At 62.4% G+C, this 23,032-nt stretch carries 25 protein-coding genes, 1 tRNA gene and 1 pseudogene; 8 read left to right on the top strand and 19 right to left on the bottom strand.

From position 1 onward, the window contains the following. Positions 1–39: 39 nt before the first annotated feature. On the top strand, positions 40–465 hold the full coding sequence (locus tag EN852_RS08040; RefSeq protein ID WP_127874103.1) for a hypothetical protein: 426 nt from the start codon (positions 40–42) through the stop codon (positions 463–465). Continuing rightward, positions 465–1,415 (top strand): sterol desaturase family protein, encoded by a 951-nt coding sequence (locus tag EN852_RS08045; protein WP_189400857.1) that lies wholly within the window; start codon positions 465–467, stop codon positions 1,413–1,415. The genes EN852_RS08040 and EN852_RS08045 overlap by 1 nt, the downstream gene beginning before the upstream one ends. A gap of 90 nt (positions 1,416–1,505) precedes the next feature. Here EN852_RS08045 and EN852_RS08050 read toward each other — a convergent pair whose 3' ends face one another. The 8 genes from EN852_RS08050 to EN852_RS08085 all read right to left on the bottom strand — a co-directional run bounded on the left by EN852_RS08050 (position 1,506) and on the right by EN852_RS08085 (position 8,314). Next, on the bottom strand, positions 1,506–3,005 hold the full coding sequence (locus EN852_RS08050; RefSeq protein ID WP_127874102.1) for a nucleotidyltransferase family protein: 1,500 nt from the start codon (positions 3,003–3,005) through the stop codon (positions 1,506–1,508). Then, on the bottom strand, positions 3,002–3,736 hold the full coding sequence (locus EN852_RS08055) for a glycosyltransferase family A protein (protein ID WP_127874101.1): 735 nt from the start codon (positions 3,734–3,736) through the stop codon (positions 3,002–3,004). Before EN852_RS08055 ends, EN852_RS08050 begins: the two co-directional genes overlap by 4 nt. After that, complete coding sequence (locus tag EN852_RS08060; RefSeq protein WP_127874100.1) at positions 3,737–4,477, bottom strand: glycosyltransferase; 741 nt, start codon at positions 4,475–4,477, stop codon at positions 3,737–3,739. It lies immediately after the preceding gene. Further along, positions 4,474–5,550: a hypothetical protein gene (locus EN852_RS08065; RefSeq protein WP_127874099.1), complete on the bottom strand. Its 1,077-nt coding sequence runs from the start codon at positions 5,548–5,550 to the stop codon at positions 4,474–4,476. The genes EN852_RS08060 and EN852_RS08065 overlap by 4 nt, the downstream gene beginning before the upstream one ends. A gap of 5 nt (positions 5,551–5,555) precedes the next feature. After that, positions 5,556–5,987: a PqqD family protein gene (locus tag EN852_RS08070; RefSeq protein WP_127863567.1), complete on the bottom strand. Its 432-nt coding sequence runs from the start codon at positions 5,985–5,987 to the stop codon at positions 5,556–5,558. 186 nt (positions 5,988–6,173) lie between these two features. Then, a complete protein-coding gene (trmFO, locus tag EN852_RS08075; protein WP_127874098.1) occupies positions 6,174–7,583 on the bottom strand; it encodes a methylenetetrahydrofolate--tRNA-(uracil(54)-C(5))-methyltransferase (FADH(2)-oxidizing) TrmFO in 1,410 nt (469 codons plus the stop codon). A 398-nt stretch (positions 7,584–7,981) separates the two neighbouring features. Beyond that, positions 7,982–8,122, bottom strand: coding sequence for a DUF1127 domain-containing protein (locus tag EN852_RS08080; RefSeq protein WP_082056374.1), 141 nt, complete (start codon positions 8,120–8,122; stop codon positions 7,982–7,984). A 51-nt stretch (positions 8,123–8,173) separates the two neighbouring features. Then, positions 8,174–8,314 carry a DUF1127 domain-containing protein gene (locus EN852_RS08085; RefSeq protein ID WP_082056373.1) on the bottom strand — a complete coding sequence of 47 codons (141 nt, stop codon included), beginning with the start codon at positions 8,312–8,314 and terminating at the stop codon, positions 8,174–8,176. Between the two features lie 234 nt (positions 8,315–8,548). On the opposite strand from EN852_RS08085, the gene EN852_RS08090 reads away from it, so the two are divergent. Next, a complete protein-coding gene (locus EN852_RS08090; protein ID WP_127874097.1) occupies positions 8,549–9,667 on the top strand; it encodes a DUF2157 domain-containing protein in 1,119 nt (372 codons plus the stop codon). Beyond that, complete coding sequence (locus tag EN852_RS08095) at positions 9,664–10,245, top strand: GDYXXLXY domain-containing protein (RefSeq protein ID WP_127874096.1); 582 nt, start codon at positions 9,664–9,666, stop codon at positions 10,243–10,245. Before EN852_RS08090 ends, EN852_RS08095 begins: the two co-directional genes overlap by 4 nt. Before the next feature lie 114 nt (positions 10,246–10,359). Here EN852_RS08095 and EN852_RS08100 read toward each other — a convergent pair. Beyond that, positions 10,360–10,444 (bottom strand) — tRNA-Leu (locus EN852_RS08100). A gap of 342 nt (positions 10,445–10,786) precedes the next feature. On the opposite strand from EN852_RS08100, the gene tig reads away from it, so the two are divergent. From tig to EN852_RS08120, 4 genes are all read left to right on the top strand, one after another. Then, a complete protein-coding gene (gene tig, locus EN852_RS08105) occupies positions 10,787–12,274 on the top strand; it encodes a trigger factor (RefSeq protein ID WP_127874095.1) in 1,488 nt (495 codons plus the stop codon). A gap of 188 nt (positions 12,275–12,462) precedes the next feature. Next, positions 12,463–13,026, top strand: coding sequence for a hypothetical protein (locus EN852_RS08110; RefSeq protein ID WP_246694211.1), 564 nt, complete (start codon positions 12,463–12,465; stop codon positions 13,024–13,026). A 364-nt stretch (positions 13,027–13,390) separates the two neighbouring features. Continuing rightward, positions 13,391–13,771, top strand: coding sequence for a cytochrome c family protein (locus EN852_RS08115; protein WP_127874094.1), 381 nt, complete (start codon positions 13,391–13,393; stop codon positions 13,769–13,771). A gap of 474 nt (positions 13,772–14,245) precedes the next feature. Continuing rightward, positions 14,246–15,064: a DUF2189 domain-containing protein gene (locus EN852_RS08120; protein WP_127874093.1), complete on the top strand. Its 819-nt coding sequence runs from the start codon at positions 14,246–14,248 to the stop codon at positions 15,062–15,064. A 42-nt stretch (positions 15,065–15,106) separates the two neighbouring features. On the opposite strand, the gene EN852_RS08125 is transcribed toward EN852_RS08120, so the two are convergent. From EN852_RS08125 to EN852_RS08170, 10 genes and pseudogenes are all read right to left on the bottom strand, one after another. Beyond that, the gene (locus tag EN852_RS08125; RefSeq protein WP_112127566.1) at positions 15,107–15,580 is read right to left on the bottom strand and encodes an aminoacyl-tRNA deacylase; all 474 of its coding nucleotides are present in this window, start codon (positions 15,578–15,580) and stop codon (positions 15,107–15,109) included. 148 nt (positions 15,581–15,728) lie between these two features. After that, positions 15,729–16,130 carry a cytochrome C oxidase subunit IV family protein gene (locus EN852_RS08130; protein WP_127874092.1) on the bottom strand — a complete coding sequence of 134 codons (402 nt, stop codon included), beginning with the start codon at positions 16,128–16,130 and terminating at the stop codon, positions 15,729–15,731. A 9-nt stretch (positions 16,131–16,139) separates the two neighbouring features. Beyond that, positions 16,140–16,862: a heme-copper oxidase subunit III family protein gene (locus EN852_RS08135; protein WP_127863576.1), complete on the bottom strand. Its 723-nt coding sequence runs from the start codon at positions 16,860–16,862 to the stop codon at positions 16,140–16,142. 9 nt (positions 16,863–16,871) lie between these two features. Continuing rightward, positions 16,872–17,576 (bottom strand): cytochrome c oxidase subunit 3, encoded by a 705-nt coding sequence (locus EN852_RS08140; protein ID WP_127874091.1) that lies wholly within the window; start codon positions 17,574–17,576, stop codon positions 16,872–16,874. Beyond that, positions 17,573–19,342, bottom strand: coding sequence for a cytochrome c oxidase subunit I (gene ctaD / locus EN852_RS08145; protein ID WP_127874090.1), 1,770 nt, complete (start codon positions 19,340–19,342; stop codon positions 17,573–17,575). Before ctaD ends, EN852_RS08140 begins: the two co-directional genes overlap by 4 nt. A gap of 17 nt (positions 19,343–19,359) precedes the next feature. Next, positions 19,360–20,247 (bottom strand): cytochrome c oxidase subunit II, encoded by an 888-nt coding sequence (locus EN852_RS08150; RefSeq protein ID WP_127874089.1) that lies wholly within the window; start codon positions 20,245–20,247, stop codon positions 19,360–19,362. A gap of 149 nt (positions 20,248–20,396) precedes the next feature. Next, positions 20,397–21,158 carry a DNA repair protein RadC gene (radC, locus tag EN852_RS08155; RefSeq protein ID WP_127874088.1) on the bottom strand — a complete coding sequence of 254 codons (762 nt, stop codon included), beginning with the start codon at positions 21,156–21,158 and terminating at the stop codon, positions 20,397–20,399. 31 nt (positions 21,159–21,189) lie between these two features. Then, positions 21,190–21,420, bottom strand: a pseudogene (locus tag EN852_RS08160) (type I methionyl aminopeptidase); the annotation flags it as partial. A 131-nt stretch (positions 21,421–21,551) separates the two neighbouring features. Further along, positions 21,552–22,082, bottom strand: a complete 531-nt coding sequence (locus EN852_RS08165; RefSeq protein WP_127874087.1) for a VOC family protein — start codon at positions 22,080–22,082, stop codon at positions 21,552–21,554. A gap of 60 nt (positions 22,083–22,142) precedes the next feature. Beyond that, positions 22,143–22,991 (bottom strand): alpha/beta hydrolase, encoded by an 849-nt coding sequence (locus EN852_RS08170; protein ID WP_127874086.1) that lies wholly within the window; start codon positions 22,989–22,991, stop codon positions 22,143–22,145. Positions 22,992–23,032: the final 41 nt, after the last annotated feature.

Consider the following 23,032-nt stretch of genomic DNA (forward strand, 5'->3'; position numbering starts at 1 on the left):
CGTCAAAGAAATGCGGGCCGCCGGAGGAGCCGCGTTTCCATGAGCCTGCCAGTCCTTGTCGTCCTAGTCGTGTTCGGCATCGCATTGTCGGTCGCGGCCGTGCATTTCACCGGCGGCACGACAACCGCGACGCTTGCCGGCGCCGATCAGGCGCTCGCACGCTTTGCCGAGGATTTTCCCGATGAGAAGCCTGGCGCTGTGCGGCTGACCGCCGACAATCATGCCGCGTTTCTCGACCTCGGCCCGCGACGCTGCGGCATTGTCCAGAGCATCGGCGACTGCTTTCTGACGCGCATCGTCACGCCGCACGACATTCTGGCGCTTACGAGGGAAGGGAAAGCGGTGTCGCTGCGGCTCAACGATTTCACATGGAAGGGCGGCAGGTTCGTCTTTGCCGGCGAAGCCGATGCGCGAGCCGTGGCGGCGGCCCTGCAGACCAGCGATTGGATCCGGGAGGCGGCGTGATGGACGAGTATAATTTCCCGCAGGTCACCCAGCTTGCGATTCCTTTCTTCGTCGCGGCGATCCTGATCGAGCTCTGGCTGGTGCGCACCGGCCGCGCCAAGGGATCATTCGAGACGCGCGACACGCTGACCAGCCTGATGATGGGGACCGGCAATGTCGTCGCCGGCCTGCTGCTCGGCGTCCTGTCCTATTGGGCGCTGCTGTGGCTGTGGCAATTCCGCTTCTTCAATCTCGGCCTGTCGATCTGGGTGTTCGTCGCTGCCTTCCTGCTCGATGACTTGCGCTATTATGTTTATCACCGCATAGCGCACCGCGTGCGCTGGGTGTGGGCCGAGCATGTCAACCATCACTCCAGCCAGCACTACAATCTCTCGACGGCGCTGAGACAAAGCTGGACCGGACTGTTCACCTTCACCTTCATCCTGCAGGCACCGCTGGTGCTCGCCGGCTTCCATCCGGCGGTGATCGCCTTCGTCTTCGGCTTCAACCTGGTCTGGCAGTTCTGGATCCACACCGAGACGATCGGCAAGATGTGGGGTTGGTTCGAGTTCGTCTTCAACACGCCCTCGCACCACCGCGTCCACCACGCCACCAATCCGCGCTATCTCGACGCCAATTATGCCGGCACGCTGATCATCTGGGACCGCATGTTCGGCACCTTCGTCGAGGAGTTGGAGGAAGACCGGCCGCGCTACGGCATCGTCAAGAACATCGGCACCTTCAACCCGCTGAAGGTGGCGTTCCACGAATGGATCGGCATGTTCAGGGATGCGCTGGCGCCGGCGCTAACGCTTCGTGAGCGCTTGAACTACCTCATCCAGCCGCCGGGCTGGAGCCATGACGGCTCGCGCGACACGTCGGAGACGCTGAAGGCGGCCTATGTCAGGCGAAATCCTTCCCAGGCCGGCAAGCCTGGCCTGCCGACTGCGACTGCCGAGCCGGCGGAATAGCGATCGCCAAGGGGAAGGCGCTGCCGCGATACCACCTTCGGCGACAGCCAAGTCGAGCCGCTCCATCCTTCGACAAGATCAGCAAGCCTTTCATCGCGTCCCCTTTGCGGGGTCTTTGCGTGAAATGCCGTCGATGAGCGCCTCCGGAGGGGCGTCGGGACGAAATTCCGACCTGATCAGCCAAAAGCGGGGCGCGGCGTAGCGCGCGGCGTTCTCCTCGGTCAGCATTCGTGCGGATCGCAGCGGCCGGCTTTCAAGCCAGACCCTTGTCGCGCCAGGGGGAGTGTCAAGCTGGATTTCGCAAAAGACCTCCAATGCGGTCTCCGCGCGCGGAAGCTTCGGGCGCACATGGAAGGCGGCAACATGCCCGGCGTCGCTGTTGATCTCGAAGGCGAGACGCCGCCATTTCACCGACGCCGGCAATCGGATGTGCAAGCGCAAAATGCCGACGCGATCGGGGAGAGGCAGATCGGCGCGCAGAACGCCCTGGCCAGCAGGCAAACCCCTGCTGAATTTCGTCTTCAGGCGCGGTCCCGGTTTCTGCTCGCCGCGTGGTTCGGACTCGGCCAGCTCAAGCGACTTGCGACGCGTCTTTGCAAGCCAACGAAGGGCGGCACCGGCAGGAGTCTCACTTTGCCTGGGCCTTGCTTGAACGAAAGCCATCCAGGCGGCCATCGACCCGGGAAGGGCCCCCTCGAAGCGTCTCATCGCTTCTGCATCAACCGCATAGCCTGCCCGCGCTTTTAGCCAGCCAAGCGCGATCAATGTCGGCACCGCAATGTCGCGGGCGAGAATCTCATCGGAAAACAGTTTCCAATCGAAACCGGGCTCAACGATGAGACGGGACAGATCGACCAGCCAGTCGCTGTTGGCGTGAGCGTCGAGACCGCCATTCGCGATGGCGATCACCGCCAGGTCTTCCCGGACCGGCAGTCCGCAGGCCACCGAATTGAACTCCACCGATCTGGCTCGCGCCCAGACCCGGCCATCGTCGCCGAAGCTGCCCTGGCCCGGACGAAAGATGCAGCCGTGAAGATCGATGTCGCCGTAGCGGCCCCTGTGAAGATTGACGCTGCGCAGCCGTCCTGCCAGCGTCAGCATGCGCATGGCGCTGGAACCGCTCGACGGTTCCCAGCCCAGTTCAATGAACACGCCCAGGGCATCGCCCAGCCGGTTCCTCGGGACCACGATATCGAGGTCGTGGAACGAGCGTCCACCCCGTCCAACGGGATCAGCGGCACGCGCGGCTCCCTTGATGAGCATCATCGGCACGTCCGCCGCAGCCAGCGCCGCGAATGCCGGTTGGCACTCTCGCATCAGAAGCATGGTTCGCGTCCACAGCATCCGTTGAAGCCCGGCAAGCCTCGGCGCATCCGGCAGATCCCCCAAACCGGGTCCGAGCCTGTTCCAGGCGGCGAGAATCAACCGCTGCTCGCTGAACGTGCAGTCGTTCAGGTCGTGCGTGCCGATCCAGGCGCGCAGTTCCCTTTCGGCCGCCCCCGGATCGACGTGCACGGCGGCCAGCAGCAGGCGCTCGTGATCGCCAGTGGGCCAGGCGCGATCAAGAGACGGATACCAGAGAGGCCTCATTGCCCCCCTCTTTCTCCATCGTCCTCAGCCCTCTTGGCCATGATCGCCCGGCGTGCGATTTCAAGAAAGTCGGATGCCATGCCGGCCGGTGCGCCGCCGGCGACGGCCACCCTTCTGGACAACGTGCCTGGTCGAATGCGGCGTCGATGAACCGTCTCGTCCAGCATGGTCATTTTCATGCCAGCGGCAATAGCTCTGCGGTACCAATCTATGAAGGAGCCAGTGCGCAGGCTTTCATCGAACAGGATGCCGAGCCGCTCGACAGTGCTTCGCTGCACCGCAAGCGAACTCGCCAGGTAGCCCGGATAGCGGCCTTTCTTATAGTGGAGAGAGTGAAAGGCTTCGGCGGGGTATTCCGGGCTTTCGAAGGTTTCGCTGTGGCCAAGCACGGCGTCCAGCGAGGAATCGGAATCCAGCGCTGCCCTCTGTAAGGCCAGCTTGTCGGGCGTCCAGAGGTCGTCGGCATCGAGGAAAGCAAGAACCGCGCCCTGGGCGGCTTTTATGCCGACATTGAATGCGGACGGCGCTCCCCCGTTGGCCTTTCTAACTATGCGCGGATGCGAAGCATGGCACTGAGCAACCTCGACCGTGCGGTCGCTCGAGCCGTCATCGATGACGATAACCTCCCGCCGCGAAAGGTCGTTCTGCTCCGCGATGCTGTCGAGCGTCTCATGAAGCGTGGTGGCCGCGTTCCACGCAGGAATGATGACGCTGAAATACGGCGTTTCCACTCACTCCTCCATCAGATGCTTGAAGGGAGGCAACGGCTTTGTGCTGCCGCTCTTGCGCCGACGCATGAGCGACAACATCAGGGCGCGGTTGAAGTCGCGCTTTTCTTCCGCCGTATAAGTGCTCGTCATCGACTCCGCGTGCCGGCGGTAGCACAGGGTTACCGCGTTCAGGATCGTCATCGGAATTTCGGCTTCGCGAATCCGGAGCATGAGGTCCACGTCTTCGGAATAAAGCAAGTTTTCATCGAACATCCCGACCCGCTCGAAGACCGTCCGACGATAAAGGGTTGCACCCAGATGAACATGGAAAAGTTCTTCTGTTATCGCCGCTGGGTCGGGCGCGGGAGCATCCGTCATCTGCCGATCGAAATAGCTGACGAAGCCGGAAACGACATCCATATGAGGTGTTCGGGCAAAGCGCGCAAGATGCAGCGACAGCTTGTCGGACGGCCAGAGGTCATCGCAATCCAGGAAGCCGATGAACTCGCCGCCGGCGATCCGTAGCCCGACATTTCGTGCTGGCCCCGGGCCGCGCCGCGGCCCGTCGAGGACACGGATCGCCGGGAAACGCGAGGCCAGGGACTCGACGATCTCGCGCGAGCGATCGGTCGAGCCGTCGTCGATCACCAGGATTTGCTGCACCGGCAACGCCTGATCGACTACGGTTTTCAGCGCGTCGGCGATGTATTTCTCGCCATTTCGCACCGGCATGATGACGCTGATCTTTGGGCTGTCGCTCATGCTCTCAGTTCCCGCAGGAACCCTCGCAGCACGGTTGTCGCCTCCATCGGATCATTGCCGATCAGAAACTCATGGCAGGGAAGCGACCGCGACAGGCTGGCGACCTGCTGGAATGTCTCGTTGTGACCGGTCCGCAAGATTTTCGACGTGCTCGGCGAGATGGCACGGATCATCTCGAACCGGGAAGCGGGACGGATTACCGAAGCATTCTGGCCGGTGAGTTTGCATGAGACAAGGGCCTTCACCGCCATTTGCGGGACGAGTGCGTCCTGTATCGTCGTGCTGATCGGGATGAGCGCCTTTTCTTCCGGGCGACGGTCCCGGTTCACCGCTTGCGCGGCAAGCTCGCTGAAGAGGGTCTCCGCCATTCCAGTGAGCTTCATGGTGTCGAAAAGCGAGTGGCTTCGCCAGTCTGCCCCAGACTGCGACACCAGCACGAAATCATCGCCCGTGGTCTGCATCCCTGAAGAAATCGCGGCAGCCGTCAGCGTTGATTTGCCGGAACCTCCCGGACCGGCGAGCATCACGCCCGCGTCATTTTCGCCGACAACGGCGGAATGGAGCATCGCATGGCCGGTGGCCAACGCGCCCCAATGGATGTGATGGCGGAGCGGCGATCCATATTCCCAGCCCGGCAGCCCGGTTGCGGCTCCGACCCAATAGACGCCGGTGCCGGTGGACAGATCGTGCAGATGCCAGATTCCACGGCTCTCGTCGGATACGACTGCGACACCGGCCTCTACGTCCCACGCGGTCCGGTTGACGGCGTCGGCCTCGCCGGCTTCAAAGGGCCATTCGGCGGGCGGAGCCGCAAAGCCGTCATCCTCATACGAGACGGCGTAGACAGTGATCGAGCCGTCTCCCGCGGTGGCTTCCGTTGTTTGCGCATGGCGTAGAACCGGCAGGATGACCGGATCGAGCGCGGTTCCGCATGTGCGCAGCCGCAGCGTCAACCCGCCAAGGCGAAAGCAATGCTCAGCGCCGGATTCGGACCACCGGAAACTCGCGTCGGCAATGACGCGGCGGACGAATGCTGCAGGCGCCGTAGGGGAATCGACGGCGGCTTCGACCATTCGGATCAGCTGTCCCCCAATTCCCGCCTCAGCGGCCATCCACCGCCCGGATCCACGTCATGGATGGGATCGAGGACAATCAGTTCCTGCAGGTCCGTGTGGATCTCCATCTCCGGCCTCACGAACGATGCACGGCCGGAAATGTCGGGCAGCTTTGGCGATGCGATCGGCGAGGCCGGCTGAAGTATGCCTTCCTCCACGAGGAGGTCGAGGAAACGTTGCACCGAAGCAACGTCGTCATCGTCCAAGTCGGGATAACCCGTCCTCAACGCCGTCTCAATCATGGCGGGATCGACGGGCTCGCGCAACATCTCCCAGATGAGCTGCGCGCTTCCCTTCATGCCGTAGTACTTGCCAGTCGCAAAATTCACCGCGACGACTTCACCGTCGAAGATCTCACTCGACAAATTTGTTTCGTCCAAGACGACGCCCGACATTATACCGCCCTTCGCCCCCGTAAATGCGGGGTGATACACTATGAGACCGTATGGGGGAAGCGTTCCTTGGTCACAGTATCCCAGGCAACTTCGTTCGGAGCGGTCGGTAGTCGCCGGTGAAGGGGGCGCCGCTGGTCTGGTAGCCTGGTGGCAAAAGCTGGGACGGACGCGAGACGTCAGCCCAGATCAAGCAGCCGCTTCCGTCCGGGGAGCCTGTCCCAACCACTCGCGGCAATCGGCCAGCGCTCTCGCTGTGATCGCATGACGTTTGGCGACGGTCTTGTCCTTGCCGCGCAGGCGCTTGCCGTCGGTCTTCGGCGCTTCGACCGAAGGGAAAAGCCCGAAATTGACGTTCATCGGCTGGAAGGAGCGTTTGCCGGGCTCATCATCCGACACGATATGCCCGCCGGTAATGTGGTTGAGCAGCGCGCCGAAGGCGGTGGTCGCCGGCGGCAGCGCGGGCGCCTGGCCAAGCCGCTCGGCGGCGGCGAAGCGGCCGGCGAGCAGGCCGATCGCGGCGCTTTCGACATAGCCCTCGCAGCCGGTGATCTGGCCGGCAAAGCGCAGGCCCGGCCGCGATTTCAGCTGCAGCGAGGGGTCGAGCAGAGTCGGCGAGTTGATATAGGTGTTACGGTGCAGGCCGCCGAGGCGGGCGAACTCGGCATTTTCGAGTCCGGGAATGGTGCGGAAGATGCGCACCTGCTCGGCATGCTTCAGCTTCGTCTGGAAACCGACCATGTTGTAGAGCGTGCCCAGCGCATTGTCCTGACGGAGCTGCACCACGGCATAGGCTTTTACCGAGGGATTGTGGGCGTTGGTCAGGCCCATCGGCTTCATCGGGCCGTAGCGCAGCGTCTCGACGCCGCGCTCGGCCATCACCTCGATCGGCAGGCAGCCGTCGAAATAGGGAGTGCCTTCCCACTCTTTGAATTCTGTCTTCTGCCCGTCCAGCAGCGCCTGGACGAAGGCGAAGTACTGGTCCTTGTCCATCGGGCAGTTGATGTAGTCCTTGCCGGTGCCGCCGGGACCGACCTTGTCGTAGCGCGACTGGAACCAGGCGGTGTTCATGTCGATCGTGTCGAAATGCACGATCGGCGCGATGGCGTCGAAGAAGGCAAGCGCGTCGGCGCCGGTCGCCTCGGCGATCGACTGCGCCAGCGACGGCGCCGTCAGCGGACCGGTTGCGATGATCGCCTGGTCCCAGTCCGCGGGCGGCAGCCCAGGCATTTCCTCGCGCAGGATGGTTATCAGCGGATGCGCTTCGATCTTCGCGGTGACCGCGTCGGAAAACCTGTCGCGGTCGACGGCCAGCGCGCCGCCTGCGGGAACCTGGTTGGCATCGCCGGCGCTCATGATCAGTGAGCCGGCCAGCCGCATTTCGGCATGCAGCAGGCCGACCGCGTTGCTCTGCGCATCGTCGGAGCGGAAAGAGTTCGAGCAGACGAGCTCGGCTAGGCCGTCGGTCTTATGCGCGTCGGTGCCGCGCACCGGGCGCATCTCGTGCAGCACGACCGGAACGCCGGCCTCGGCGATTTGCCATGCCGCTTCGGAGCCGGCGAGGCCGCCGCCGACGACGTGTATGGGATTTTTGCTCATGGGCGTCGGAATAATCGCTTGGCGGCCCGATTGCAATTGCCGGGCGGCGACGGCGAGAAGCTAGCGCCGAAAACAACAACACCCGCCGGGGGAGGAGGTCCGGCGGGTGTCGTTTTGGGGGTCGATCCTCGGGAGGAGGTGAAGATCGACCTAATTCGTCATCGCCGGGGAGGAGGTCGGCTTTGACGAAATCTCTTTCGCCGTCTCAGAAGGGGGCGAAACCCCTGGAAGACGAACTACGTTCGCTTAGAAGACGAACTGCGTTCGCTTCTGAACAACGCCCGCCGGGGGAGGAGGTCCGGCGGGCGCCGTTTCAGTGGCCAACCCTCGGGAGGAGGTGAAGGTTGACCGTATCCGTCAGGGTCGGGGAGGAGGTCGACCCTGGCGAAATTCCTTGCTTAGATCGCCTTGCGGGCGACCATCTTGATCTCATCGCGAACGATGCCGAGATCATGGAGCTGACGGTTCGAAAGCCGACCCAGCTCGGAAACCGTCTCGCGATAAACGCGCCAGTTACGGTAGCTACGGATCAGGTTCATTGTCTTAACTCTCTTCAAAGCTGGTTCGGACCATTTGCGGTCCGAAGCGGATTAGACCGCCTTGCGGGCGACGTAGTGGATGTCGCTGCGGCTGATGCCGAGGTCGGTCAGTTCACGGTTCGACAGGCGGTTCAGCTCGGAAACGGTTTCCCGGTAGCGGCGCCAGTTGCGGTAGTTGCGGATCAGGTTCATGGTAGTTCTCGTTTCGTCTTTAGTTCGGATCATTCCGTTTGTGTACGAACAGAAAATAAGTGGGATCATATCGGTTTAAAAGTGCCGTTGGCGCATGGCAGCAATGCAAATTGTGCAATGCAACATTAACGACCACTCACGCCTGCGTCACAAAGAAGGCCGAATCGAAAAATGCCGCTGCGTCAACGGTTTGGCTGTTTCGACTAAGGAAGTCGTCAGGCTTGGGGGAAATGCATGGCGGGCTATGCCACACGGGTGAAGGCGGATATCGCCCGCTGGCGGGAGATCGGGCTGATCGATCCCGCCACGGCGGAGGCGCTGGCGCGCGATGTCGCCGCCGATGAGCGCGCGTCGCTGAGCTTCGGCTCCATCCTGGCGATGATGGCGGCGCTTTTGTTCGGCGCGGCGATCCTGATCTTCGTCGCCGCCAATTGGGAGGCCTTCCCGCGCCTGTTGCGCGTGGCGGCGCTTTTTGTCGTGATCCTCGGCGGCTATGTCGGTGGCGCGGTGCTGAAGACGCGTGACCATGCCGCGATCGGCGAGGCGCTGTGGATCATTGCCGCGGCGGCGTTCGGCGGATCGATCGCGCTGATCGGACAGATGTACCACCTTTCGGGCGACGAGGCCTCGGCGCTGGTGACATGGTGCGCCGGCACGGCGCTGGCGGCAGTCGCGCTGCGTTCAAGCCCGCTGACGGTCGCGGCGGTCGGCATTGCCGACGCCTGGCTGGTCCTCAAGGGGTTCGGCTTCTACTGGCGCGCGGAAACCCCGCATCTCTTTATCGTCGTCGCGATCGTCTTGTTCGCCATCTCGTTCTGGACGCGCAGCCGGGCCGCGCGGCACCTCGTCATTCTGTCGGTCATTCTCTATCTGGTTCTGCTGGCGACGGATCGCGAGACGCTGCCGGTGGCCATGTCGCTGGCCATCGCCTCAGCGCTGCTCTTTGCCGCTTCGGTCTTTGCGGGCGATCCGATCGACAGGATCCTCCAGCTCGGCGGCCGGCTGCCCTTGCACGCATTGCTCGGCTTCCTCACCGGCATGGCGATCATCCAGTTCGAGCTGGCGGATGAAAGCACCTACAACAGCGGGTTTGCCGTCGCTTCGATCGTGGCGCTGGCCAGTATCGTGGCGGCAATCATGCTGGCGGGGCGCGAGAGCAGGGGCTTGCGCTGGCTGGCCTATACCGGCTTCGCCTTCGAGCTCGCCATCATCTACAGCGTCACCTTGAGGTCGATGCTGGATACGGCCGGCTTCTTCCTGGCGGCGGCGGTGCTGCTCGGCATACTGGCGCTGATCATCATCCGCATCGAGAAGCGCATGAAAGCGCCTGCCGGAACAGGAGCGACAGCATGACCGGCAAGAAACTGATCATCTCCGCGCTGGTGCTGGCGCTTGTCCAGATCGGCTTTCTCAGCTGGATCATCGCCGGCCGCGCCGCGATCCTGCGCAACGGCAAGGAAGTGCTGCTGAAGGTCCAACCGGTCGACCCGCGCGATCTTCTGCGCGGCGATTACATCTCGCTCAACAACAACATCTCGCGCATCCCCGTGAAGCTGATCGCCAACATTCCGCAAGGCAAGCTCTCCAGCGACGACACATCGATCGTGGTCCGGCTGAGGAAGGGCGATGACGGCTACTGGCAGCCGACGACCGCCTGGTTCGGCCAGGCGCCGTCACCGGCGGGCGAGGGCGAAGCGGACATTGCCGGCCATGTCGTGGAGGGCTGGGGCTTTAGTGACCCGGAAGCGACGATCGCGCCCGACTATGGCATCGACCGCTTCTACCTGCCGGAAGGCGAGGGCATGACGATCCAGGACGATATTCGCGTGCGGCCGTTCGGCATCAAGCTTGCGCTCGCATCCGACGGCACCGCACAGATCAAGGCGCTGATGGACGGCGACAAGACGCTGGTCGAGGAGCCACTGTATTAGTGCCTTGGCTCAACGCTGACAGCGCCGGTCCTCCTTCGCCAAGGCTTCGGAGGACACTCTACGCTTTAGCGAGCTCCAGGTGGCTCGCCACCCGAAGCTCGCTAAAGCGTAGGGTGGTGCGGATGAAGGGACTCGAACCCCCACGCCTTTCGGCACTGGAACCTAAATCCAGGGCGTCTACCAATTCCGCCACATCCGCTTATCCCGGCAATCCCATGTAGCCATCATTCTGTCAATGTCGGGGCTCAGATCATGCTTATCCGGCTAGACGCGAAGATAGTTGAAAATTGGCCTAGCCTGTGACAAAAGGCGTGTCGAATGTGACGGAACGTGAGTTTCCGCTTCTGCAAGATGTGAAAAGCTATAGGAAAAACAAAAACTTATTCGCATCTGGCAAAGCGTAGTTCAGGAGAATTTGAACCGCATTAGCGGTCAAATCGCCAGGTTCCGTACCAAAAGCCATTTCCGGCAACATCATACCGGCAGGCTGTAAACGGCTAGGACCGTTTGGCAGTCTCATCGTTAAAACAAAGGTTCTAGGATGCAGGTCACCGAAACGCTCAACTCCGGTCTCAAGCGCGAGATCAAGATCACCGTGCCGGCCGGTGACATGGAAGCCAAGCTGATGGCTCGGCTGACCGATGCCCGCGACAAGGTGCGCATCAACGGCTTCCGCCCGGGCAAGGTGCCGGTGCAGCATCTGCGCAAGATGTACGGCAAGTCGTTCATGGCCGAGGTCGTCAACGAGATCCTCAACGACTCGACCCGTTCGATCATCACCGGCCGCGGCGAGAAGGCCGCCATGCAGCCCGAAGTGATCATGACCGAGGACGAGAAGGAAGCCGAGAAGATCCTGGCCGGCGGCACCGATTTCGAATTCAGCCTCAATTACGAGGTCATCCCGGCGATCGAGATCAAGGACTTCTCCGACATCAAGGTGACGCGCCAGGTCTATGACGTGCCGGAATCGGAAGTCGACGATCAGGTCAAGCGCGTTGCCGAATCGGCGCGCAGCTACGAGCCCAAGACCGGCAAGGCCGCCGAGGGCGACCGCGTGACCATCGACTATGTCGGCAAGATCGGTGGCGAGGCCTTCGCCGGCGGCGCTGGCACCGACCAGCCGCTGGTGCTCGGCTCCAAGGAGTTCATCCCGGGCTTCGAGGACCAGCTGATCGGCGCGAAGGCCGGCGACGAGAAGCAGATCACCGTCACGTTCCCGGAGAACTATCAGGCCGCGCACCTGGCCGGCAAGGAAGCCACCTTCGACGTCACCGTCAAGGAAGTGTCAGCGCCCGGCGAGCTCGAGGTCAATGACGAGACGGCCAAGAATCTCGGTCTGGAATCGCTCGAGCGCCTGCGCGAGATCGTGCGCGGCCAGATCGAGAGCCAATTCGGCTCGATGACCCGCCAGAAGGTGAAGCGCCAGCTGCTCGACCAGCTCGATGCTTCGTATTCGTTCGAGGCGCCCTCCAAGCTCGTCGAGGCCGAGTTCAACAACATCTGGGCACAGGTCAACCGCGACCTCGAGGCCGCCGGCCGAACCTTCGCCGACGAAGAGACGACGGAAGAAGAGGCGCGCGCCGAATATATGCGCCTTGCCGAGCGCCGCGTGCGCCTCGGTCTGGTGCTCGCCGAGATCGGCGAGAAGGCCGGCGTCACCGTGTCGGACGAGGAGCTGCAGCGCGGCTTGTTCGAGCAGGTGCGCCGCTTCCCGGCCAACCAGCAGCAGGAAGCCTTCGAGTTCTATCGCAGCAATCCGGAAGCCATCAACGCGCTGCGGGCGCCGATGTTCGAAGAGAAGGTTGTCGACTATCTTCTCGGCCAGATCTCGGTGAACGACGTCAAGGTCGGCAAGGACGAATTGATGGCCGACGACGAGGAAGCCGAGACCGCGACCAAGGCGAAGCCGGCCAAGAAGGCTTCGAAGAAGGCCGAAGCCAAGGCAGAGGCGGGCGAAGTCGCCGACGAGGCGGAAGAGCCGAAGAAGAAGGCCGCGCCGAAGAAGAAGGCCGCCAAGGAAGCCGAATAACGGGTTTCAGCACCGCAATTTCGAAAGGCCGCCTCCGGGCGGCCTTTTTCATTAGGCCTATGTCATTGTGGCGGCGCGGCAACACACGCAACTTGTCTTGATGGTCTGCCGCTGGCGATACCAACCGTTGAAGATTATCTGTTTTCGATGGCGTCCGCGGGGTCGGAGGCATTTGTGAGGCTGGGTTCATGGTAAGAGGCTTAGTCGTTGCCGCGACGCTCTTGTTGGCGGCGATCGGCGGGAGCGTTCGCGCCGAGCCGGATGTCCCGTCGCTCCTCTTGGCGGCGGCCGAAGGAGGCGCCCGGACAGAGCCGGATTTTGGCGATTGGCGCGTCGACACCGGCAGCGACGCCCAGATAACGGCCTCGCTGCATGCCATCAACAAGCTGATCACCGGGGGCGGAGCGCTGGGCTACAGCCCGGTGCTGACCTTGGCTTGCCGGCGCGATGGCGAACCACGCTGGAGCGAATGGCTGCAGCTCAAGGATCCGGTCTCCGCCAGCCGCAAGATCACGATCTCAGTCATTGTCGACGGCGGCAAGACCGATGAAAGCTGGTCGGTCGGCCCCCGCGGCAGAACGCTGGTCAGGGACGGGGGCGACGGCATCAAGCGCCTGGTTTCAGCGAGCCGGCTGACGCTGTCATGGCGCTTCGGCCTCCTGTCGGGGCGCGGCGAGGCCGATTTCGAGCTTGCTGGTCTCTCCAAAGCGATCGGCCAGATCGCCGCGAGCTGCAAAACCGATCCACCTTGACCTCGCCGCCTAAAGCGCATCGCGATCTTTCATATTCGCTCCATCGCTTTAGGTTTTTGATTTTACGCGTGTCTTTCTCCCGAAACCGGTTCCCACTTTCGGGAGACATGCTTACAGGCTTTCCAGTTCGGTGGTCGTCATGGCGCGCCCGAACACCTTGCCTTTGATATCGAGCATCGCATTGTGCCTAAGCCTCAGCAAAAGCTGGCTTTTTCTATCCGTTTGGGCGATTCTGTGGTATATAGGTGCCGCAATTCCACTGAAGAAGCCCGGGATCCTCCGCTCTAGTGCGTGGCGCACGCAAGCGGGCCGGTGTGGTGCCGATCGTTCCGACGCAAAACGAGACCATCAGGGAGGAAATGCGATGCGTGCAACAGCGCTTTTTATCGTCCTGTCCGCTACGACCTTCTTCGCAAGCCCATCGCAGGCGCAAGATGCCGCCGCGGGCGAGAAGGTCTTCACCAAATGCAAGGTCTGCCACGTTGCCGACCAGGACCAGAACAGGATCGGTCCGTCTCTGAACGGCGTCATCGGGCGGGTTGCAGGTACGCATCCCGGTTTCACCTATTCCGCGGCCATGATCGCGGCTGGAAAATCCGGCGTCAAATGGGACGAGCCGACCCTGACGACCTACCTCCACGCCCCCCAGTCAATGGTCAAGGGGACGAAGATGACATTTCCCGGCCTCAAGGATGATAAGGACATAGCCAACGTCATCGCCTACCTGAAGCAATTTTCCAAATAGACGGCCCTTCCGGGCGCCATCGCTGGCCGTCCGCCAGTTGCACTGTTGAAAGGTCGCGACGCGCGCCGTTTAAGCCGGCAGCGCGAAGAACCCCAACAGCAGCAGGACAACTATGCCAAGGCCGAGTATGACAAGCGTCCGCGTGTCCATCACGTTCACCTTCGACCGGGCGTATGCCCCGAAAATCGGGATCGATTTTCGAAAAAGGACCGTAGGCCCATCAAAGCGGTACAGCGTCCCGTTGCACGCCCAAAAAGGCGGCGCGCGACGCTGCAGGAGAATATCGAAAAAAGTCTTCTGGAGCCAGTGCGCCGACCTGGCCGACTGCCGCACCCGCGGCAATGAAATGACGACAAATCGGGCGCAAGGGAGTATGTTGGCGGTCGGTGCAGGTCGCGGTTTGCGTGGCCATCACGCAGAGCGGTAGCACCGTGAATTCCGCGACCTTGCCGGGCCCGATCTGGAGGAACGGTCATGGCAAGCTTTCACGTGATTGCAGGCGCCAGCGAAACGCTGGAACATACCAGGGTGAGAAAGATCGGCGTTTCCGATCTTTTCGACGCGCTCAAGCGCGGTGTCGACGACTTCATGGTCAAACCCTCGCACATCGTGTTTCTGTGCATGATCTATCCACTCGTCGGCGTGGTGCTTGCCACGTGGACATCGGGCGCAAACGCGCTGCCGCTGCTGTTTCCGCTGGTGTCGGGTTTTGCGCTGATCGGCCCGTTCGCGGCAATCGGACTCTACGAAATCAGCCGCAGACGAGAGGCCGGGCTCGATGCATCCTGGCAGCACGCATTCGAGGTCAGGAACTCCCCGGCGGTGCCGGCGATCGCCGCGGTCGGGATCATGTTGTTTGCAATCTTCATCGCCTGGCTTTTGACCGCCAAGATCTTCTACGAGCAACTGTTCGGCCCTGAGCCACCGGCGTCACTGTCCAGTTTCATAGCCCAGATATTCGCCACCGGGCGCGGCTGGACGCTGATCGTGCTGGGGCACGCCATCGGGTTCGTGTTCGCCGTGGTCGTGCTCTGCACCACCGTGGTGGCATTCCCACTGCTGCTTGATCGCGACGTCGGTGCCTACGAAGCCATCCACACGTCGGTGCGCGTGGTCCTGGCCAACCCGATCGTGATGACCGTGTGGGGACTGATCGTCGCCGTTGGGCTGATCATCGGTTCGCTGCCAGTGTTCGCCGGACTGGCGGTCGTGCTGCCGATCCTCGGTCACGCCACCTGGCATGTATATCGCAAGGTCGTGGAGCCGCCGGCCAACCCCAGACCGGCGACGTAAGCAAGCCCTGTCGCCGCGTATTGGCGATCTGTGCCGGAGCGCTTAGAAGGCCGGGTGGCTGAACCGCGCCTGGCGCGCGCCGGTGGTCAGGTTGCGGAAATCCTTGCCGCTGACATGCACCAGCGTCTTGTGGTCGCCACCTTCGAAATAGACATCGGCGGCATCGCGCAGGCTTTCGTCCAGAATGACCGGCACGTCATAGGCCGCGCCGATCGGCGGTACGGCGCCGATGTCGCAATCATCGAAGAGCGACACCACCTCGTCCTCCGAAGCGAGCCCAAGGCGCTTGTCCATGACGTCCTGCAGCTTGCCGAGTTCGATCCTGTGGGTGCTCGGGACCACGGCCAGCGCGTAACCGAGCTCGTGGTGAACGACCACGGACTTGGCCATGATGCTGCCGGGCACATGCGCGGCGATGGCAGCCTGCCTGCTGGTGGATGTGCGGTGATGCGCAACGGTGTCGTACGGGATTCCCTTACCGTCGATAAAATGCCTCAGCCTGTTTGCTATGGTCATTGTCCGCGTCCTTTTGCTTGAGTTCACGACGCATGCGCAAAACGGGGCAATCACGATTGCGCCCGGTTGCTGCTCCGGAAAATGGATCGGCCGCCTGTCGTTTCAAGGCGCCGGCATCCGCGGTTCCGGCGGCCGCGAATGTATCCGGTCAGGGGCCGGGTCCGAAAAACGCGATACGGGTCAGCAGCGTATAATCGGCTTCGAAAACCATCATGGTCACGAAGACCAGCACCAATATCGGCGGCAGGATGATCGCATACATCATCGCCAGCCGCTCCCAGGCCATGTGCATGAAGACGGCGACGATCAATCCCGCCTTGAGCATCATGAAGATCAGGATCAGCGACCATCTGAGATAGCCGTGGATGCCGAAATAGTCGACCAGGTAGGAGCAGGTGCTGAGGATGAACAGCCACGCCCAGACCACCAGGTAGAGCTTGATCGGGTGCTCCTGATGAACCTCGGCGGCGACCGGTGCCGTGGCCGCATCCTGCGCATGGGTGGCGTGCAGTGCGTGTTGTCCGAGACCGTTTGCGGTTGCTTCTGCCATATCTGCCTCTCACCAAAGATAGAAGAAGGCGAAGATGAACACCCAGACCAGGTCGACGAAGTGCCAGTAAAGGCCCATGATCTCGACATTCTCGTAGCGACCCCGGCGACTGGTGAAGAAGCCGGGCCGCCCGATGTCGAAATCGCCACGCCAGACTTTTCGCGCCACGATAATCAGGAAGATCACGCCGATCGTGACGTGGGTGCCGTGGAAGCCGGTGATCATGAAGAAGCATGAGCCGAACTGCGCGGCCCCCCAGGGATTGCCCCATGGCCGCACCCCTTCGGTGATCAGCTTGGTCCATTCGAAGGCCTGCATGCCAACGAATGTCGCGCCAAGTGCCGCGGTCAAAAGCATCAGGATCGCGGTTTTGCGGCGATCGTGGCGGTAGCCGAAATTGACAGCCATGGCCATGGTGCCGCTGCTCGAGATCAGCACGAAGGTCATGATGGCGATCAGGATCAGCGGGATTTCCGAACCGCCGATGCGCAGGGCGAAGACCTCGCTCGGATTCGGCCACGGCACGCGCGTGGATATACGCGCGGTCATATAGGAGAGCAGGAAGCAGCCGAAGATGAAGGTGTCGCTGAGCAGGAAGATCCACATCATGGCCTTGCCCCAGGACACGTTCTTGAACGCCCGCTGGTCCGAGGCCCAATCGGCGGCGATGCCGCGCCAACCGGCGGGCCTGGGCTCCATCTGGCTGGTATGCGTCATGGTCGTCTCGGCCATCGCGGTCTCCTAGGTCAGCAACCGTTGGCAGATGTCGATGAAGGTCGCGGCCCAACCCGCCAGCAGGGCGAAGATGCAGAGCCAGACGAAAAGCAGGAAATGCCAATACATGGCGCAGAGCTCGACGCTGAGGCGAAGGCGCTCCGGCCGCGCTCCGTTCCAGGCGCCTATGCTCGTCTTCCCAAGTCCGACCAGACCGCCGAGTATGTGCAGGCCATGCATGCCGGTGATCAGATAGAAGAAGCTGTTGGCCGGGTTGGACGTGAGCACATAACCGTCTCCGGTCAGTTGTCGCCATGCCATCAACTGACCGACGAGGAAGGCAAGCGTCGTGAGCCCCGCCGTGGCTAGGCCCAGTCGGACGTTGTCGATCTGGTCTTTGCGCGCGGCGACCACGGCACATTGCAGGGCGACGCTGCTAAGCGCCAGCACGCCGGTGTTGAGCCAGAGCAGGCGCGGCAGCGGCAGCGGCTGCCAGTCGGGCAGGCCCATGCGCATGAAATAGGCGCTGGTGAACAGCGAAAACAGGCAGCCGACGACGGCGAGGAAAACGCCGAGGCCGATCTTGGCGGTGGGCAGCGCCGACCGGTCGAAACCGACGAAATCCCCGGCCAGGCCTTGCTCCAGCCAGGGCTTGGCCGTCAGCCGCTGGTGCGAAAGCCACCATCCGGCGAAGCCGGCGATCACCAGCAGAAAGACCAGGATGACGCTCATGCCGGCTCCCTCGAGGGAGCGAAGTCGCCCGGCACGTTCTGCGGGATGAAGTCCTCCTTGGCTCCCGGCACGCTGTAGTCATAGGCCCAGCGATAGACGATCGGCAGTTCCTTGCCGAAATTGCCGTGCGCCGGCGGGGTCTCAGGCGTTTGCCATTCGAGCGTGGTCGCCCGCCATGGGTTGCCGCCGGCCTCGCGGCCATGCCGGATGCTCCAGATCAGGTTGAACAGGAACACCATCTGGGCGAAGCCGACGATGAAGGCCATGATCGAGATGAACGAGTTCAGGTGATGGGCCGATTCCGTCATTATGGTCATGTCGGTGAGCTCGGCGTAGCGCCGCGGAACGCCCATCAGGCCGAGATAATGCATGGGGAAGAAGATCAGGTAGGCGCCAACGAAGGTCACCCAGAAATGGAAGCGGCCGAGCGTCTCGTCCAGCATTCTGCCGGTGACTTTCGGGTACCAGTGATAGATCGCGCCAAAGATCACCAGGATCGGCGCGACGCCCATGACCATGTGGAAATGGGCCACGACGAACATGGTGTCCGACAGCGGCACGTCGACGACGACATTGCCGAGGAACAGCCCGGTCAGGCCGCCATTGACGAAGGTGACGATGAAGGCGAGCGCGAAAAGCATCGGTATGGTCAGATGGATATCGCCGCGCCACAGCGTCAGCACCCAGTTATACACCTTGATCGCCGTCGGCACGGCAATGATCAGGGTCGTGGTCGCGAAGAAGAAGCCGAAATAGGGATTCATGCCGCTGACATACATGTGGTGCGCCCAGACAACGAAGCTCAGGGCGCCGATGGCGATGATCGCCCAAACCATCATGCGGTAGCCGAAGATGTTCTTGCGCGCATGCGTGCTGATCAGGTCGGACACAATGCCGAAGGCCGGCAGGGCGACGATGTAGACCTCCGGGTGGCCGAAGAACCAGAACAGATGCTGGAACAGGATCGGACTGCCGCCATTGTGCTGCAATTGCTGACCCATCTCGACGATCGCCGGCATGAAGAATGAGGTGCCGAGGGCGCGGTCGAGCAGCATCATCACACACGCCACAAACAGCGCCGGGAAGGCGAGCAGCGCCATGACGGTGGCGGTGAAGATGCCCCAGACTGTGAGCGGCAGGCGCATCAGGGTCATGCCGCGCGTGCGGCCCTGCAGCACCGTGACCACATAGTTGAGGCCGCCCATGGTGAAGCCGATGATGAACAGGATGAGCGAGGAGAGCATCAGGATGATGCCCCAGTCCTGTCCGCCGGGCGTGCCGGACATGATCGCCTGAGGCGGATAGAGCGTCCAGCCGGCGCCGGTCGGTCCGCCCGGCGCAAAGAAGCTCGACACCAGCACCAGCACCGCGAGCAGATAGATCCAGTAGCTCAGCATGTTGACATAGGGAAAGACCATGTCGCGGGCGCCGACCATCAGCGGGATGAGGTAGTTGCCGAAGCCGCCGAGGAAGAGCGCGGTGAGCAGGTAGATCACCATGATCATGCCGTGCATGGTGATGAACTGGTAGTAGGCCTCCGGCGTGATGAAGTCGAACGTGCCGGGAAAGCCGAGCTGCAGGCGCATGAGCCAGGACAGAACCAGCGCCACCAGGCCGATTGCGGTTGCCGTTGCCGAGTACTGGACCGCTATGACCTTCGCATCCTGCGAGAAGACATATTTCGTCCACCAGCTGTGCGGATGGTAGAGTTCCACCTCCCCAACTTCGGCGGGCGGAACGGCATCTGCGGGTGTGACGTCGACCATTGGAGCACCTCCGTGCCCTATTGCGCGGACCTCGAAAGTTTCGAGTTTGCCGCGACGCCCAGATTGGACGCGATTATCTTTCCTGGCAGCTGGTTCGCCGAGCCCGATTGCTGGGGCGCCGACAGTTGCGCAAAAGTCTGCTGCTGGCCGAGCCAGGCCAGATAGTCCTGCTCGGTGTCGACCACGACCACGCCATGCATCAGCGGGTGCCCTTGGCCGCAAAGTTCGGCGCACAGGACCTGGAAGGTGCCGGTCCTGGTCGGGGTGAACCAGAAATAGGTCACCGAGCCGGGGATCATGTCCATCTTGGCGCGGAATTCCGGGATATAGAAATCGTGCAGCACATCGATCGAACGCAGCAGCACCTTGATCGGCTTGCCAACCGGCAGATGAAGATCGGCGGCTTCGACCAGGACATCATCCTGGCCGTTCGGATCCTTGGGGGCGACGCCCAACGGATTGTCAGCGGTGACGTCGCGGGTGTCGGAAGTGCCGAGCTTGCCGTCCTTGCCCGGCAAACGGAAGCTCCACTGCCATTGCTGGGCGACGACCTCGATTTCGGTCGCATCGCCTGGCACCGTGACGAAGCGGCTCCAGACGAACAGGCCGGGAACCAGCAAAGCAGTAACGCCGAATGCGGTGACGATCATCAGCCACGATTCGAGGCGCTTGTTCTCGGGTTCGTAAACCGCGCGATTGCCTTCCCGATGCCGGAAGCGGAAGACGCAATAAGCCATGAAGAGGACGACAGCGGCAAAGACGATGCCGGTGATCCAGAAGCTGATGATGATGGTGTTGTCGATATAGTCCCAGTTAGAGGCAATGGGCGTCCACCACCATGGGCTCAGGAGGTGGAACAACACCGAGCCCACGACGATCAAAACGAGTACAAGCACAACGGCCATGTCCCGTTCCTCCCGGCATTCCCAGGAGCAAGAAGCATTCGAGAATGCCAAGCCGCATCATGCTCGATTTCCGGTAGAAATTCCAGAGCCGACTATCCGATAGGCAAAACCTTGCTCTTTACGCCCGGCTTTCGGGCGCAAGGCAGTGGCTAGATCAGCAGCAGGCCCTTCATCGAGGCGTTGCCCTTGCGGCCGATGATGATGTGATCATGCACGGCGATGCCGAGGGGCTTGGCCGTATCGATGATCTGCTTGGTCATCTCGATGTCGGCGCGGGACGGTGTGGGATCGCCCGAAGGGTGATTGTGGACCAGGATCACGGCGCTGGCCGAGAGTTCGAGCGCGCGCTTCACCACCTCGCGCGGATAGACCGGCGTGTGGTCGACGGTGCCGGTCTGCTGCACCTCGTCGGCGATCAGCCCGTTCTTCTTGTCGAGGAACAGGATGCGGAACTGCTCGCGGGTCTCGAAGGCCATGGCGGAGCGGCAATAGTCGAGCAGTTGCGTCCAATTGGACAGCACCTCGCGGCCGCGCACCTCGCCGCGCGCCATGCGCTGGGCAACAGCGGCGACGACCTTGAGGTCGGTCGCGACGGTCGGCCCGATGCCTTTGACTTCCTCGAGCAGGGATGCCGGCGCGCCGAGCACCTCGGCCAGCGAGCCGAAGCGAGCAATCAGCGCCTTGGCGATGGGCTTGGTGTCGACGCGCGGGATCAGCCGGAACAGCAGCAACTCGAGCAGTTCGTAGTCGGGCAGGGCGTCCGGTCCGCCGGCGACGAAGCGTTCGCGCAGGCGGTCGCGATGGCCGTGATAGTGCGGCTTCTCGATGGGCGCGGCCTTTTTCAGCGCCGCCTTAGGCGGCTCGATCCAGCCTTCGGAAAAGAACGCCCGCTCGTCGTCGACTTTGCCCATGACTGCTAACCCCCAAGGCTTTGGGTGAAGCTTAGGCGGGCAGGCCGGGGCGGTCGAGCTTTTTCGGCGACAGCGTGAAGATCTCGCAGCCGGTGTTGATGACGCCGATCGTGTGCTCGTGTTGCGCCGAGAGCGAACGGTCGCGCGTGACCGCCGTCCAGCCGTCGGAGAGCACCTTCACATACGGGCGGCCGAGATTGATCATCGGCTCGACGGTGAAGATCGTGCCGGGCCGCGTCTCGGCGCCTTCATTGACGGTGCCCGTTCGGATGGGCTGACCGCCGGCGCGGCCGATCCGTCACGACAGCCGTCGCGGCTGCGCACTCGTCGAACCTTCCCAGCGCGTCAGCATCGCCGCGACCTAACTGATGCGGGTCCCTTTTCGCGCCCCGCTCAGGCCTCGTCCTGCCACCTGCGCAGATCCGTCTGGTCGTGATAGGCCATGCGATCCGGCGTGGTGATGAATTCCATCGTTGTGCCCCACGGCATACGGCAATAGCAGACCTTGTTTCCGGGACCTTTCTCGGTTGCGTAGGGAATAGCGCGCGGCGCGGTGAGGGGTGTACCTCCCGCCTTCTCGAAGCGCTCGACCGATGCGTCGATGTCGTCGGTGTAGACACCGAAGTGCGTAATGCCGAAGTCGCTCGCCCGGATCGGCAGAGCTTGCTCGGAACCGTGCATTTCGAAGAGCTCGATGTCGGGTCCGGTTCCGATTTTGACCATCGCCTGCGCACGCACGACCGTTCCGGGGAACGCGCCGACGGCCCGCTCGAATTCGGGTCCCCGCCGCGGCGGATCCTGCGGTCCGAAGGACTGGTAGATCACCTGGCCGCCAAAAGCGTCCACCAGGAACGATTTTGCTGCTTCGATGTCGGGCACCGTGATGCCGATATGATTGACGCCGCGAATGACGGGTGCGGTCATGACAGTCTCCATTCTTGTTTGGTCGATTCGCCCGGCCCCCGACGGCGCCGGCGCAGAGTTTCAATTGGTCTTCAGAAAATCGATCAGAGCGGCGGCAACTTCATCCGGCCGCTCGTCCGCGACATAGTGGCTGCACCTGGCGATCGAGCCGCCCGTCACATTGGTGGCGAACTCCTTGAGCATAGGGACCATCTGCGCGCCGAAGCGATGGTCCCCACCCAGGCCAAGCACCGGTATCTCGAGCGGCTGCTTCTTGTACCCGAGCGCGGCCGCATGGTCCGCCGCGAGGGTGCGATACCATTCCATGCCGCCACGCGTGCGGCCAGGAAGCGCCATCGCCTTGGCGTAGATCTCGATGTCAGCCGGATTGTAGGTGCTGTGATCGTAGAACCGCTCCGCCATGAAGGTCGAAACATAGTCATATTCACGGCCATGGATCAGGCGCTCGGGCAGATCCCGGTTCATGTGGAAGCTGAAGTGCCAGAGCCTGGCGGTTGTCGCCTCCCATCCAGTCCAGCCGGGAAGCGGAACATCAAGGATGGCCAGGCGGGTAACGGCCTCCCGATAGATGGCGGTCTGCGGCAACGCCACCATTCCGCCAATGTCATGGCCGCACACGGCGTAGCGTTCATACCCAAGGGCAACCATGACCTCGTGCGCGTCGCGCGCCATCGTGGCCTTGTCATAGCCGTCAAGTGGGCAGTCGGAAAAGCCCGCGCCGCGCAGATCCATGGCCACCACGCTGAAATGCTCGGCGAGCCGCGGCATCACATGGTGCCATTCCCACCATGTTTCCGGCCAACCGTGAAGCAGAAGGATCGGCGGGCCCGAGCCTCCCGTGACGGCGTTGATCTTGATGCCATTCACCGGCACCAGCTGCTGGGTAAACCCTTTCAAAGTTGCGATCATGATCGCTTTCCAATCGATGTTGACGTTCAAACGGAGCTCGC

The sequence above is a fragment of the Mesorhizobium sp. M2E.F.Ca.ET.209.01.1.1 genome (assembly GCF_004010375.2).
GTDB lineage: Bacteria > Pseudomonadota > Alphaproteobacteria > Rhizobiales > Rhizobiaceae > Mesorhizobium.